Source organism: Micromonospora haikouensis (genome assembly GCF_900091595.1).
Classification (GTDB): Bacteria; Actinomycetota; Actinomycetes; order Mycobacteriales; family Micromonosporaceae; genus Micromonospora; species Micromonospora haikouensis.
This window is the reverse complement of sequence record NZ_FMCW01000004.1, coordinates 91,330-104,692: the sequence shown is the minus strand read 5'-3', so window position 1 is coordinate 104,692 and position 13,363 is coordinate 91,330. Positions and strand designations below refer to the sequence as shown.

At 73.5% G+C, this 13,363-nt stretch carries 9 protein-coding genes and 1 riboswitch; of the genes, 7 read left to right on the top strand and 2 right to left on the bottom strand.

All coding sequences use genetic code 11. The features are described from left to right. Positions 1 to 26: 26 nt before the first annotated feature. Together GA0070558_RS05345 and GA0070558_RS05340 are read right to left on the bottom strand one after the other, a co-directional pair. Positions 27 to 575, bottom strand: coding sequence for a hypothetical protein (locus GA0070558_RS05345; RefSeq protein ID WP_091276459.1), 549 nt, complete (start codon positions 573 to 575; stop codon positions 27 to 29). A gap of 79 nt (positions 576 to 654) precedes the next feature. Next, the gene (locus GA0070558_RS05340; RefSeq protein ID WP_091276455.1) at positions 655 to 6,474 is read right to left on the bottom strand and encodes a ThuA domain-containing protein; all 5,820 of its coding nucleotides are present in this window, start codon (positions 6,472 to 6,474) and stop codon (positions 655 to 657) included. 348 nt (positions 6,475 to 6,822) lie between these two features. Further along, a riboswitch (TPP riboswitch) is annotated at positions 6,823 to 6,931 on the top strand. Here GA0070558_RS05340 and GA0070558_RS05335 point away from each other — a divergent pair. From GA0070558_RS05335 to thiC, 7 genes are all read left to right on the top strand, one after another. Further along, entirely contained in the window at positions 6,926 to 7,552 is a 627-nt protein-coding gene (locus GA0070558_RS05335) for a thiamine phosphate synthase (RefSeq protein ID WP_091276452.1), read from the top strand. It overlaps the preceding riboswitch by 6 nt. Positions 7,553 to 7,641: 89 nt before the next feature. Then, positions 7,642 to 8,727, top strand: coding sequence for a glycine oxidase ThiO (thiO, locus tag GA0070558_RS05330; protein WP_091276449.1), 1,086 nt, complete (start codon positions 7,642 to 7,644; stop codon positions 8,725 to 8,727). A 178-nt stretch (positions 8,728 to 8,905) separates the two neighbouring features. Then, positions 8,906 to 9,106, top strand: coding sequence for a sulfur carrier protein ThiS (gene thiS, locus GA0070558_RS05325; RefSeq protein ID WP_077938310.1), 201 nt, complete (start codon positions 8,906 to 8,908; stop codon positions 9,104 to 9,106). A 4-nt stretch (positions 9,107 to 9,110) separates the two neighbouring features. Then, positions 9,111 to 9,896 carry a thiazole synthase gene (locus GA0070558_RS05320; protein ID WP_091276446.1) on the top strand — a complete coding sequence of 262 codons (786 nt, stop codon included), beginning with the start codon at positions 9,111 to 9,113 and terminating at the stop codon, positions 9,894 to 9,896. A gap of 212 nt (positions 9,897 to 10,108) precedes the next feature. Next, positions 10,109 to 10,861, top strand: a complete 753-nt coding sequence (locus tag GA0070558_RS05315; RefSeq protein ID WP_439709566.1) for a thiamine phosphate synthase — start codon at positions 10,109 to 10,111, stop codon at positions 10,859 to 10,861. Continuing rightward, positions 10,858 to 11,643, top strand: coding sequence for a bifunctional hydroxymethylpyrimidine kinase/phosphomethylpyrimidine kinase (thiD, locus tag GA0070558_RS05310; RefSeq protein ID WP_091276443.1), 786 nt, complete (start codon positions 10,858 to 10,860; stop codon positions 11,641 to 11,643). The genes GA0070558_RS05315 and thiD overlap by 4 nt, the downstream gene beginning before the upstream one ends. 20 nt (positions 11,644 to 11,663) lie before the next feature. Beyond that, entirely contained in the window at positions 11,664 to 13,256 is a 1,593-nt protein-coding gene (gene thiC, locus GA0070558_RS05305) for a phosphomethylpyrimidine synthase ThiC (RefSeq protein WP_091276440.1), read from the top strand. The last annotated feature ends 107 nt before the right edge of the window (positions 13,257 to 13,363 follow it).

The following is a 13,363-nucleotide window of genomic DNA, read 5'->3' as shown; positions in this document are numbered from 1 at the left end:
CGTCCCTCGTCCGGCTTCCGGCCCGGTCAGGCAGCCGGCCCCCCGGGCCCGGCCGGCCGACGCCGCCGCACGAGCAGCAGCGGCACCGCCGCCAGCAGCGCGACGGCGACGAGCCCGCCGGCCGCGTACGTCCACCAGCCGCCCCCCGACCGGTCCCGCTCGTCGGGCCCGGCCTGCACGGCGACGGGCCGTGGCGCGGGCGCCGTCTGGGCGGGGCGGGCCTGCACCGTCGCGGTCGCCGACGTCTTGTACGGGGCCGGCGCGGTGACCGTCACCCGCCAGCGACCGGGGGAGAGCAGCGGGCCGCTGGAGTAGAAGCCCTGCCCCTCCCCGGACATTTCGAGCTGCACCGGACCTGCCGTCCGGTCGCCCTCGCCCTTGGCGGTGAGGGTCAACCGCACCGGCTGATCCAGTCGGTGGCCGTCGGAGTAGACGGCCAGCACGGTGACCCCGCCGGCCCCGTCGCCGCCCACCGACAGCTTGAGCTTTCCGCCGTGCGCCGCCGCCGGGCCCGCCGGCAGCGCCACCAGGCACGCCGCGACGAGCGCGGCGGCGAGGATCCTGAGGGTACGCATCACCCGTGCTCCACTCGTTCGGTTCGGGTGGGGCCGCCCCCGCCGTCGTGGTGCACGGCGGGAGCGGCCCCGTCTTCCGTTACAGCGAACCGCCCTCGGCGATCCGGGTGGGGTCGGCGCCGAGCCGGCCCGCCCCGTCGACCGACTTGTTGTCGTTCGCCTTGACGCCGGCCTTGGTGGCCGCGCCACCGAGCCGGACGATCATGGCGTCGGCGTCCCGGACCAGCACGTCCCGGACGTCCGTGTCGGTCACCAGGGCGGCATCGGTGGCCAACGCCTTGAAGGCGGTCAACTGCTGCACCGCCCGCTTGTCGTTGCCCTCCGCCTCGGAGGCCCGCACAGCGTCCAGCTTGTTGGACAGCTTGCGGTGCGCCACGTTGGAGAGTCGTCCGGTCGCCTTGAACCGGTCCAGCAGGTTCTGCATGTCCCGGAACGAGGTGGTGACGTAGAACCGGACCGTCGAGGAGGTGGAGTTACCCGCCTTGTCGGTCGCGGTCACGACCAGCTCGTGCAGGCCGAGCGGCAGCTCGTACATGGGCTGCAGGGTGCCGCTGGCGTACGTCTTGCCGTCCAACTTGCCGGACATCGTCTTGACGCCGGAGGTCGGGTCGACCGCCTGCCACGAGATTCGCACGTCCTGGCTGTCGCCGTAGAGCTGGCCGTCGGCGATGCCGGAGACCAGCAGCGTCGGCTTGTCACCGTCGATCTTCACGACGGCCGACTTCAGCGACTCGGCGTTGCCGGCGGTGTCGGTGGCCCGGTAGAGCAGCTCGTGCGAGCCGTTCCCGGTCACCTCGACCGGCGCGGTGTACGCCGTCCAGGCCCCGCCGTCGAGCGACCACTCCAGCTTCTTGACCCCGGAACCGGCGTCGGTGGAGGTGAGCACCACCGGAACCGTGCCGGCGTGCCAGCCGTCGTCGTTCGCCGGGGCGAACGCCGCCGAGCTGACCGGCGCGGTGGCGTCGATCTTCACGGCGACCTTCTTGGCCTCCTCCACGTTGCCGGCCTTGTCGGTCGACCGGAACCGCACCTCGTGCGCGCCGTCACCGGTGACCTGCACCGGCTCGGTGTACGCGGTCCACGTGGTGGCACCGTCGAGCTGGTACTCGGTGGCGGCCACCCCGCTGCCGCCGGCCTCGTCGGCCGCCGCGAGGGTGACCGTGACCGGCGCGGTGTGCCAGCCCTCGGTCGGGGTGCCGGAGACCGTGGCGGTGGTCACCGGCGCGGCCGTGTCGGCCACCTTGGTGGAGAGCCGGAAGTAGTCGAACGACGCGGTCTTCGACGTGGCCGCGTTGGCCCCGAGGGTGAACAGACCGATCTTCGGGGTGGCCCCGACGGCGGTGTTGCTCACCGTGCCGAGCGTCGTCCACTCCTGCCCGTCAGCCGAGTACGACCCGGTGAAGTCGTTCCCGGTGCGCGCCACCCGCAGGTACCACACGCCCGAGGTCAGGTTGGAGACCTGCGGCTGCGGGTTCTGCACGGTACCGCCGACCTCGCTGCGGAACTCGAGCCGCCGGGAGACCGTCTGACCGGCCTGGTTGTCCACGATGAAGTCGAACTTGACGTAGTTGTCGTCGTCGGCGTGGACGATCAGACCCGCCTGCTGGTACTGCTCGGCCAGCAGGCTGCCGTCGACCTTCGTCTCCAGGGTCCAGTCGCCCGAGGGCGCGGTCTGGAGGATGAAGTTCGTCGGCCCGGTGTTGCCGGTGCCGTAGATGTCACCCTTCGGCACGTCGATCTGCAGCGCGCCACCGGTCACCCGGTAGGTGGCCGCGTCCTCCCGCAGGATCGCGTTCCAGCGGCACTTGTCGAGCGCGGTGCCACCGAACTCGTCCGACGGGTCGACCGGGCCGGCCGGCTCGTCGGGCGTGACCTGGAAGAAGTCGAACTGTGCGTCCACCACCGGGGCGGTGGTGCCGCCGTTGAGGGCGAACAGTCCGATCCGGGGGTTGCTGATCCCGGCGAGCGCGGCGGACCGGCCGACCGGGGTGAACGTGATCCCGTCGCCGGACATCTCCGCCGTCAGGTTGGTGCCGTCGCTGGTCATCCGCAGCCAGATGGTGTCACCGGCCGGCGCGGCGGTGGCGTCCGCCCCCTCGTTGCGGGGCGACCCGGCCGTCTCCCGGATGAACTCCACCCGGCGGGAGCCGGAGTAGAGCAGGTCCAGCTTGGCGTAGTTGTCGTCGTCGCCGTAGATCAGCAGGCCGGCCTGCTGGTAGTTGGCGGTGACGGGCAGCGTGACCTTCGTGGTGGCCTGCCAGGACCCGCTGGGCGCGGGCTGGAGGACCAGGTTGGTGGCGCCGTTGGTCGTGCCGTACAGGTCACCGGAGGCGGTGGGCAGCCGCAGCGACCCGCCGGAGACCGAGTAGAGCTGGTTCTCCCGGACCACGGTCCAGCGGCTCTTGTCGAGGCTGGTGCCGAGGAAGTCGTCCGAACGCGCCCCGAAGCAGGACGTGTTGGCCGCCTCCACCTTCACCGGGACGGTCACGTACGCCTTCGCGCCCCGGGCGTCGGTCACCGTCAGGGTGGCGGTGAAGGTGCCCGGCACGGTGTACGTGTGGGTGGCGTCGAGGGTCGACGCCGTCTTGCCGTCGCCGAAGTCCCAGGCGTACGTCAGCGGGGTGTCGCCCTCGGCGTCGGTGGCCGTGCCGTCGAAGGCGACGGTGACCGGCGCGATGCCGGTGGTCGGCGTCGCCGTGGCGCTGACCTGCGGCGGCGCGTTCTCGGTGACGCCGCGGCCGATGAAGTCCATCCAGTTGACGTTGAACAGCGAACCGGTGCCGCCGGCCGGGTCCTTGGCGAGGAAGTACAGCGTGCCCTCAGCCGGGCCGGTGACCGGGGCGGTCACGTCGACGAACTGTTGCCAGCCGCCGGTGCCCGGCACGTTCGCGGACGCGACCAGCGGGCCGTCGACGGTGCCCGAACGGACCTCGATCCGCCCGCCCTGGACCGACGAGGCCGCCCGGAAGCGGATCGAGTCGATTCCGGTCAGGCTGGCCGGAGCGAGCGACCACCAGTCGCCGTCCTCGATGAAGCCGATGTTCTGGTTGCCGCCGGCGGTGTCGGTGGTGGTCTCCTTCTGCACGCCCGGGTCGCCGCCGCCGGTGCTGCCGGGGGCCCGGCCGGTGGCGGTGAAGTACTCGGCCTGCTTGCGCTTGGGCTGCAGCTGCTCGATCGCCCGGCCGGTCAGCTCGCCGGCGCCGCCGGCACCGCCCTTGTCGGTGTACGTCGCCTCGAAGACGCCGAAGACGTTCGCCTCCGCGCCGTGGCCGGAGGCCAGCGAGGTCTGCACGGTGCCGGTGCAGCCGGTGTGCTGCTCCAGCGGGTGGGCGTGCTCGTCGTGGCCGAGCAGCACCTGGAGCTGGACCCGGTCACAGTCGATGGTGCCGTCCTCCGGGTCGGTCACCTTGATCGTGTACTTGACCTGGTCGCCCCACTCGAAGAACCCGCCGTTCGGCGGGAACTCGATGGTCACCGTCGGGGCGGTGTTGCCGACCGTCACCGGCACGTTCGCCACGGCGGTACGACCCGACGGGTTGGTGACGGTGAGCTGGGCGGTGTAGTCGCCGGCGGTGGCGTAGGTGTGCGTCGGGTTCGCCTGCGTGGAGGTCTGCCCGTCGCCGAACGCCCACGAGTAGGTCAGCGTGCCGCCGTCGGGGTCGCGGGAACCGGCGCTGGAGAAGTTCACGGTCAGCGGCGCGGGCCCGGAGGTGGGGTCGGCGCTGGCCTGGGCGATCGGGGCCCGGGAACCGGCGGTGTAGTCGATCCGGTAGACCCCGGAGTTGTCGTTGTTGCCGCCGAAGCCGCTGCCCCACTCGATCAGGTAGAGCGCGCCGTCCGGCCCGAACTCGAAGTCCATCGGGCGGACCATGGTCATGCCGGTGAGCAGCTGGTTGATGTCGATCAGCGACTTGCCGTCCTGGCTGACCTGCATCGTGTACATCTTCGACTGGTTCCACTCGCCGAGGAGCGCCTTGCCGTCGTAGTACGCCGGCCACTTGCGGTCCGACGTGCTGTCGGCGTCGTACCGGTAGACCGGGCCGCCCATCGGGGCGCCGCCGCCGCCGATCTCGGGGAAGCGCGGGTCACCCGCGTAGCCGTAGTCCACGGTCGCCGGGATGGCCGGCGGCAGGTTGGTCAGGCCGGTGTTGTTCGGCGAGTCGTTCACCGGCGCGGCGCAGTTGAACTTCGCCCCGCTCGGCCCGTTCGGGAAGGTGTAGTCGTTGTACGCCTTGTTGTTGCCGGTGCAGTACGGCCAGCCGTAGTTGCCGGCGGTGGCGACGATGTTCCACTCCACCAGGCCCTCGGGGCCGCGGTCCGGGTTGGCCGAGTTGGCGTCCGGTCCGTAGTCGGCGACGTAGAGGGTGTCGGTCTTCTGGTCGACGCCGATCCGGAACGGGTTACGGAAGCCCATGCCGAAGATCTCGGGGCGGGTCTTCGCGGTGCCCGGCGCGAACAGGTTCCCCGTGGGGATCGTGTAGGTGCCGTCGTCCTCCGGGTGGATCCGGATCACCTTGCCGCGCAGGTCGTTGGTGTTGCCGGCGCTGCGCTGCGCGTCGTAGTCCTGCCGGCCGGCCCGCTCGTCGATCGGCGTGAACGCGTTCGACTCGAACGGGTTGGTGTTGTCGCCGGTGGCCAGGTACAGGTTGCCCTTCGAGTCGAAGGTCATGCTGCCGCCCGCGTGGCAGCAGGTGTTGCGCTGCGTGTCGACCTGGAGGACGACCTTCTCGGTGGCCTTGTCGATGGCGTCACCATTGACGGTGAACCGGGACAGGTAGTTGCGGGGGCCGCCACCGGCCGGCGCGTAGTAGAGGTAGATCCACTTGTTGGTGGCGAAGTCCGGGTCGAGGCGGAGGCCGAGCAGGCCGTCCTCGTTGCCGGTGAAGACGTCCAGCTTGGTCGCGGTGACCGTGTTGCTGGTGTCCGGCTTGATGATCTGCACCCGGCCGTCACGCTCGGCGTAGAACACCCGACCGTCCGGAGCGATGTCCAGCTCCATCGGGTTGTTGGTGTTGCTGTCCAGCGTCACCTTGTCGAAGTTCGAGGTCTTCGAGGCGCCGCAGTCGGCCTTCTCCACGCCCGCGGCGGTGCGGATGCCGCCGAGCAGGTGGGTGAGGAACTCGGGCTCGACGTACGACTGCTGGGTGTGACCGCCACCGGTGTACCAGGACCGGCCGCCGTCGTAGTCCTGGCACCAGGCGGTGGGGTGGTCGGCGCCCATCGCGCCGCTGCCCGGGGTGTAGGACTTCTCGTCCAGGCTCGCCAGGACGTGCACGTTGGCGCGCGGGTTGGTCCGGAAGTTGTACCACTCGTCGAACCGGGACCACTTGTCCGGCAGCGTGGCCGTGGACGGGTGGGCGTGGTCCTCGACCTTGACGGTGGCCTGCTGGTTGGCGGGGTGGTTGTTGAAGTACGCCCCGACCAGCTTGCCGTACCAGGGCCAGTCGTACTCGGTGTCCGAGGCCGCGTGGACGCCGGCGTAGCCGCCGCCGGCCTTGATGTAGCGCTCGAACGCGGCCTGCTGGTCGGCGTTGAGGACGTCACCGGTGGTCGACAGCCAGATCACGGCCTGGTACTTCGCGAGGTTGGCGTCGTTGAACGCGGCGCCGTCCTCGGTCGTGTCGACGGTGAAGCCGTTGTCGACGCCGAGCTTCTGGATCGCGGCGATGCCGGCCGGGATCGCGTCGTGCCGGAAGGCGGCGGTCTTGGAGAAGACGAGCACCGAGAACGGGTCGGTGGCGGCGGCCGCTACGGGGGCCGCCAGGGGCGCCGCCTGCGCGGCGGCCGGTGCGGCCTGCGCGGGGGTGCCGGCGACCAGGCCGGTGGCGACGAGGGACAGGCTGAGAAGTGAGGAACTCAGGATGCCGCGAGGTATGCGGCGGCGGCGGGATGGAGACACTCCATGCTCCTTTTGTCCGAGCTGGACAGTGGTGGGCTCGGGGAGGACTTCGCCGCAGACCGTCCCCGGTCGGTGCGGTGCCTGGGTCAGACCAGGGCCCAGGCACCTGTAACGTCGGTGCGGGCCACGCCGAGGCCACGCGCCGAAATATGTCGATCGGTTGAACAAATTAGCGCCGCTGGACTCGTTTCCGGCAAGGCGTCGGCGTGTAACGATTCGGTATCGGCGATCGACCTATCCGGCGCATGCGGAGGAATGGGGAGAAGCGGCTCGCCGGCCGGCTGACCGTGGTCTGGACCACCGGTCGGATCCCTTGGCGGATCAGCCGATTCGTCGTACGGTGACACGGACGTAACCCACGGGAGCCCGGTGTACCGGGCTGAGAGGGGGGCTGGAGCCCCCGACCGTCGAACCTGATCCGGGTAATGCCGGCGCAGGGAGGAGAGTTGCCGTGCCGTCCCTTGGGCGACTGCATCTGATCACCGACACCCGGCCGGGGCGGGACCCGCTCGCCGTGCTGCGCGCCGCCCTGCCGGTGGCCCGCGCCGAGCTGGTCGTCCAGGTCCGCGTCACCGACGACGCCACCGACCGCGAGGCGTACGACCTGGCCCGGCGGGCAGTCGCCCTGTGCGCCCCGTACGGGGCGATGTGCCTGGTCAACGACCGGCTGCACGTGGCGCTCGCGGTCGGCGCCGCAGGCGGCCACGTCGGCGCGGACGACCTGCCGGTCGCGGCGGCCCGCCGGGTCCTCGGCCCCACCGCCGTGCTCGGCGCGACCGCCCGCGCACCGGGGCCGGCTGCCGAGGCGGTGGCCGGCGGTGCCAGCTACCTCGGCGTCGGCCCCTGCCACGCCACCGACACCAAGGCGGGCCTGCCGGACCCGATCGGCCCCGAGGGGGTACGCGCCGTGACCGGGGCCGTGGCGGTGCCGGTGATCGCCATCGGCGGGGTGACCGCCGCGGCGGTGCCGGCGCTGCGCGCCGCCGGGGCGTACGGGGTGGCGGTGGTCGGGGCGCTCTCCGCCGCCGCCGATCCGGCGCGGGCCACCGCCGAGCTGCTCGGGGCGTTGACGTGCTAGCCGGCGCCGAGGTGCCAGTCCGCGCCGACGGGTTAGGAAGGGACCCTTCCTATGCAGAAAGCGTTAACAGGGGGCCCTTCCTTGCCGACGTGGCGGTGGTGGGGGGCGGGGCCGTCGGGCTGGCGGTGGCGTGGCGGTGCGCGGCGCGCGGGCTGCGCGTCACCGTGCACGACCCGGACCCCGGGTCGGGCGCGTCCCACGTCGCCGCCGGGATGCTGTCGCCGGTCGCCGAGGCCTACTTCGGCGAGCGGGAGCTGACCGGGCTGCTGGTCGCCTCGGCCGCCCGCTGGCCCGCGTTCGCCGCCGAGCTGACCGCCGCCAGCGGCGTCGACCTCGGATACCGCACCGAGGGCACCCTCGTCGTCGGGCTCACCGGCGACGACCTGGCCGAGGCACAGCGGCTCTGGTCGTACCAGCGGGACCTCGGGCTGCCCATCAGCCCACTGCGCCCGTCGGAGCTGCGCGACCGCGAACCGGCGCTCGCCACCCGGGTGCGCGGCGGCGCGGTCGCCCCCGGCGACCACCAGGTCGACCCCCGGCGGCTGGTCACGGCGCTGCGCACCGCCGCCGAGCGGGCCGGCGCGACCCTCGTCACCGGCGCGGTGCGGGCGCTGTCCGACCTGGACGCCGGGGTCACCGTCGTCGCCGCCGGCTGCGGGGCCGCCGCCCTCACCGGGCTGCCGGTCCGGCCCGTCAAGGGCCAGATCCTGCGGCTGCGCGCGCCCGATGGCGGCCCGCCGGGCTTCCGGCACGTCGTCCGGGGGTACGCCGACGGCGAATCCGTCTACCTGGTGCCCCGCGAGGACGGGGAGGTGGTGGTCGGCGCGACCGTCGAGGAACGCGCCGACACCGACGTCACCGCCGGGGCGGTGCTGCGGCTGCTCCGCGCCGCCGTGGATCTCGTCCCCGAGCTGGCCGAGTACGAGCTGGTCGAGGCGACCGCCGGGCTGCGCCCCGGCACCCCCGACAACGCCCCGATCATCGGGCCGCTGCCCGGCCGGCCCGGCGTGCTCGTCGCCACCGGCCACCACCGGCACGGCATCGTGCTCACCCCGGTCACCGCGGACCTCGTCACCGACCTGATCGTCACCGGGCCGACGGCCCGCACGACGGCGGACCCGCTGCTCGCCCCCTGCACCCCCGAGCGGTTCGCCGGCCAGCGCCGGCCCGGCTGACCGCCGTCGCCCCGACCGACCCGACCGATCCGCGACCGATCCGCGACCGATCCGCGTCACCGATCCGCGTCACCGGTCCGACCGGGCCGCCGCCGACCCGGCCGATCGGGTCCGGCCCGGCCCGGCGCATCGCGTCCCGGTGGCGGGCCGCAGGACGCATCCGAGGAGGAACAGGCACATGGAACTGACGGTGAACGGCACCGGGCGTACGCTGCCCGCCGGCGCGACCGTGGCCGACGCGGTCGGCCTGGTCACCGACCAGCGGCGCGGCCTCGCCGTCGCGGTCAACGGCGAGGTCGTGCCGCGCGGCGGCTGGCCGGCGACCCCGCTGCGCGACGGCGACCACGTCGAGGTGCTGAGCGCCGCCCAGGGCGGGTGACGACATGTCCCACGAGGGCTCCGCGTTCGAGCTGGGCGGCGTGACGTTCGGGTCCCGGCTCATCCTCGGCACCGGGGGCGCGGCCAGCCTGCACGCGCTGGAGCAGGCGATCCGGGCGTCCGGCACCGAGCTGGTGACGCTCGCGCTGCGCCGCGTCGACACCGCCCCCGGCATGGGCGGCGGGCTGCTCGACCTGCTGGACCGGTGCGGGGTGCGGCTGCTGCCGAACACGGCCGGCTGCTACACGGCCGGCGAGGCGGTGAAGGTGGCCCACCTGGCCCGCGAGGCGTTCGGCACGGACTGGGTGAAGCTGGAGGTGATCGGCGACGAGCGCACGCTGCTGCCCGACGGGGTGGAGCTGCTGCGCGCCGCCGAGACCCTGGTCGCGGACGGGTTCACCGTGCTGCCGTACACGTCGGACGACCCGATCCTGGCGCGGCGGCTCGCCGACGTCGGCTGCGCGGCGGTGATGCCGGCGGGCGCGCCGATCGGCTCCGGCCTGGGCGTGAACAACCCGCACCACATCCGCCTGATCCGGCAGAGCGTCGACGTGCCGGTGATCCTCGACGCGGGAATCGGCACGGCGTCCGACGCGGCGCTGGCCATGGAGCTGGGCTGCGACGCCGTGCTGCTGGCCAGCGCCGTCACCCGCGCCGCCGACCCGGTCGCCATGGCGAGCGCCATGCGGTACGCGGTCGAGGCGGGCCGCCTGGCGGCCGGGGCGGGCCGCATCCCGCGCCGCTTCCACGCGCTGGCCTCCACCCCCGACGAGGGAAGGCCCGCCCTGTGACCCCACCCCCCACCCAGCCCTCTGCCCCGCCTCCCGCCTCACCCCCCACCCCGCCCCTTGCGGATCTTGGAAGGAAACGGCCCCTCCAGGGGCCGGAATCTTCCAAGATCTTGCCACCGACGCCCTGCGGCGTCGTCCTGCTCGCCGATCGGGGAGGGGACGCCACGGGAGGGTGCGCGCCGGGGGCGCTCGTGCGGGTGGTGGCGGGTGCCGTGGCCGGGGGAGTGCGCTGGGTGGTGCTGCGGGAGAAGGACCTGCCCCGCGCCGAGCGGGCCGCGCTCGCCGCCGACCTGCGCCCGATCCTCGCCGAGGCCGGCGGCACCCTGATCGTGGCGGGCCCCGACCCGCTCGGCGGCGACGCCGTGCACCTCCCGGCCGCCGGCCCGTACCCGCCGCCGCGCCCCGACCACCCCGACCGCGCCCTCGCCGAACCGGTCCATCGCGCCGACCGTGCCGACCGCCCCGGCCCCGCCGGTCGCCCCGGCTATCCCGGCCCCGCTGATCGCCCCGGCCCCGCCGGTCGTCCCCGCCCGTGGCTCGTCGGCCGCTCCTGCCACGACGCGGCCGAGCTGGCGCGACTGACCACCGAGGACTACGCGACCCTCTCCCCGGTGTATCCGAGCAGGTCGAAGCCCGGCTACGGCCCACCCCTCGGGCCGCGGCGGCTCGGCGAGCTGATCCGGTTCAGCCCCGTGCCGGTCCTCGCCCTCGGTGGCATCGAGACCCCGGAGCAGGTGCGCGCCTGCCTGGCGGCAGGCGCGGCGGGGGTGGCGGTGCAGGGCGCGATCATGCGCGCCCCGGACCCGGCCGAGGCAGCCGCCACGCTGACGACCGTCTGGGCCGAGGCGCGAGCCGGCCAATCGTGCGCGGAGACCTCCCACGGTCGGCCCCAGCCCTCAACCGCGACCACCGCCGCAGCCCCGACCGCGACCCCGGTAGACCGAGCGAGCGAGGCGAACAAGTGACCCCGACGACCGTGCTCACCATCGCCGGCTCAGACTCCGGCGGGGGCGCCGGCATCCAGGCCGACCTCAAGGTCTTCGCGGCGCTCGGCGCGTACGGCACCAGCGTCCTCACGGCCGTCACCGCACAGAACACCCGGGGCGTGGACGCCGTCCTGCCGCTGCCGCCGCGCACGGTCACCGAGCAGCTCGACAGCGTGCTCGGCGACTTCCGGGTGCGGGCGGTGAAGAGCGGGATGCTCGGCAACCCGGCCGTCGCCGACGCGGTCGCCGACGCCGCGCGGGCGGGACGCCTGCCACACCTCGTCGTCGACCCGGTGCTCGTCGCCACCAGCGGGCACCGGCTCGGCGTGGTCGAGGCGGTCGAGCGGCTGCTGCCGTACGCCGAGGTGGCGACGCCGAACTGCGCGGAGGCCGCCGCCCTCACCGGACGCCCGGTGACCACGGTCGAGGAGATGGTGGCCGCCGCCGAGGCCCTCGCCGCCCGTGGCCCGGCGCACGTGGTGGTCACCGGCGGCGACCTGGACGCGGCCGGCGAGTCGGTGGACGTGCTGGTCGGCGGCGGGGCGACCACGCTGCTGCGCGCCCGGCGGGTGCGCACCCGGCACAGCCACGGCACCGGCTGCTCGTTCTCGGCGGCGATCGCCGTGCGGCTGGCGGCCGGGGACCCGGTGCCGGCGGCGGTCGCGGCCGCCAAGGAGTACGTCACCCGCGCGCTGACCGGCGCGCGGGACTGGGAACTGGGCGCGGGACGCGGCCCGCTGGACCACTTCGGCTGGTCCTGACCACCACCTGGGAGGCAGTCATGCAGGCACGACGCAAGGTCTACGTCGAGGGGGCCCGGCCGGACGTCCGGGTGCCGTTCGCCGAGGTCGACCTGACCGGCGACAACCCGCCGGTCCGGCTCTACGACACGTCCGGCCCCGGCTCCGACCCCGAGGTGGGGCTGCCGCCGCTGCGCGGGCCGTGGATCGCCGAGCGCGGCGACGTCGCACCGGTGCGGGGGGCGGGCACCCCGCTCGCGGGGGCGGACGGGAAGCGCCCGACGCAGCTCGCGTACGCGCGGGCCGGGGTCGTCACCCCGGAGATGGAGTTCGTGGCGATCCGGGAGGGGATGGCCCCCGAGTTCGTCCGGGACGAGATCGCCGCCGGCCGGGCGGTCCTGCCGCTCAACGTCAACCACCCGGAGTGCGAGCCGGCGATCATCGGCAAGGCGTTCCTGGTGAAGGTCAACGCCAACATCGGCACCTCGGCGGTCACCTCCTCGGTGGCCGAGGAGGTGGAGAAGCTGACCTGGGCCACCCGGTGGGGCGCGGACACCGTGATGGACCTGTCCACGGGCAAGCGGATCCACGAGACCCGCGAGGCGATCGTGCGCAACTCGCCGGTGCCGATCGGGACGGTGCCGATCTACCAGGCCCTGGAGAAGGTGGGCGGCGACCCGGTCAGGCTGAGCTGGGAGGTGTTCCGCGAGACGGTGATCGAGCAGGCCGAGCAGGGCGTCGACTACATGACGGTGCACGCCGGGGTGCTGCTGCCGTACGTGCCGCTGGCCGTGGACCGGGTGACCGGGATCGTCTCCCGGGGCGGGTCGATCATGGCGGCCTGGTGCCTGGCGCACCACGAGGAGAACTTCCTCTACACCAACTTCCGCGAGCTGTGCGCGATCCTCGCCCGCTACGACGTGACGTTCTCCCTCGGCGACGGGCTGCGCCCCGGCTCCATCGCCGACGCCAACGACGAGGCCCAGTTCGCCGAGCTGCGCACCCTCGGCGAGCTGACGAGGATCGCCTGGGAGTACGACGTGCAGGTGATGATCGAGGGCCCCGGCCACGTGCCGATGCACAAGATCAAGGAAAACGTGGACCTCCAGCAGGAGTGGTGCCACGAGGCCCCGTTCTACACCCTCGGCCCGCTGACCACCGACATCGCCCCCGCGTACGACCACATCACGTCGGCGATCGGCGCGGCGATGATCGGCATGTTCGGCACCGCGATGCTCTGCTACGTCACGCCCAAGGAGCACCTCGGCCTGCCCGACCGGGACGACGTGAAGGCCGGCGTGATCGCGTACAAGATCGCGGCGCATGCGGCGGACCTGGCCAAGGGCCACCCCGGCGCGCAGGCGTGGGACGACGCGCTGTCGAAGGCGCGGTTCGAGTTCCGCTGGTCCGACCAGTTCAACCTCTCGCTGGACCCGGAGACGGCGCGGTCGTACCACGACGCGACCCTGCCGGCCGAGCCGGCGAAGACCGCGCACTTCTGCTCGATGTGCGGCCCGAAGTTCTGCTCCATGAAGATCACCCAGGAGCTGAAGGAGTACGCGGCGCGCGGCATGCAGGACAAGTCGGCGGAGTTCGTCTCCTCCGGCGGCCGGGTGTACCTGCCGCTGGCCTGACCCCGGCCCGCCCGCGCCCCGCCGGGCTGGCTTTGCCGGCGCCCGGCGCCCGGCGCCCGTGGCGCCCGGAGCCCGGCGCCATGTCGGCGACGTGGGGGTGTCCCGCC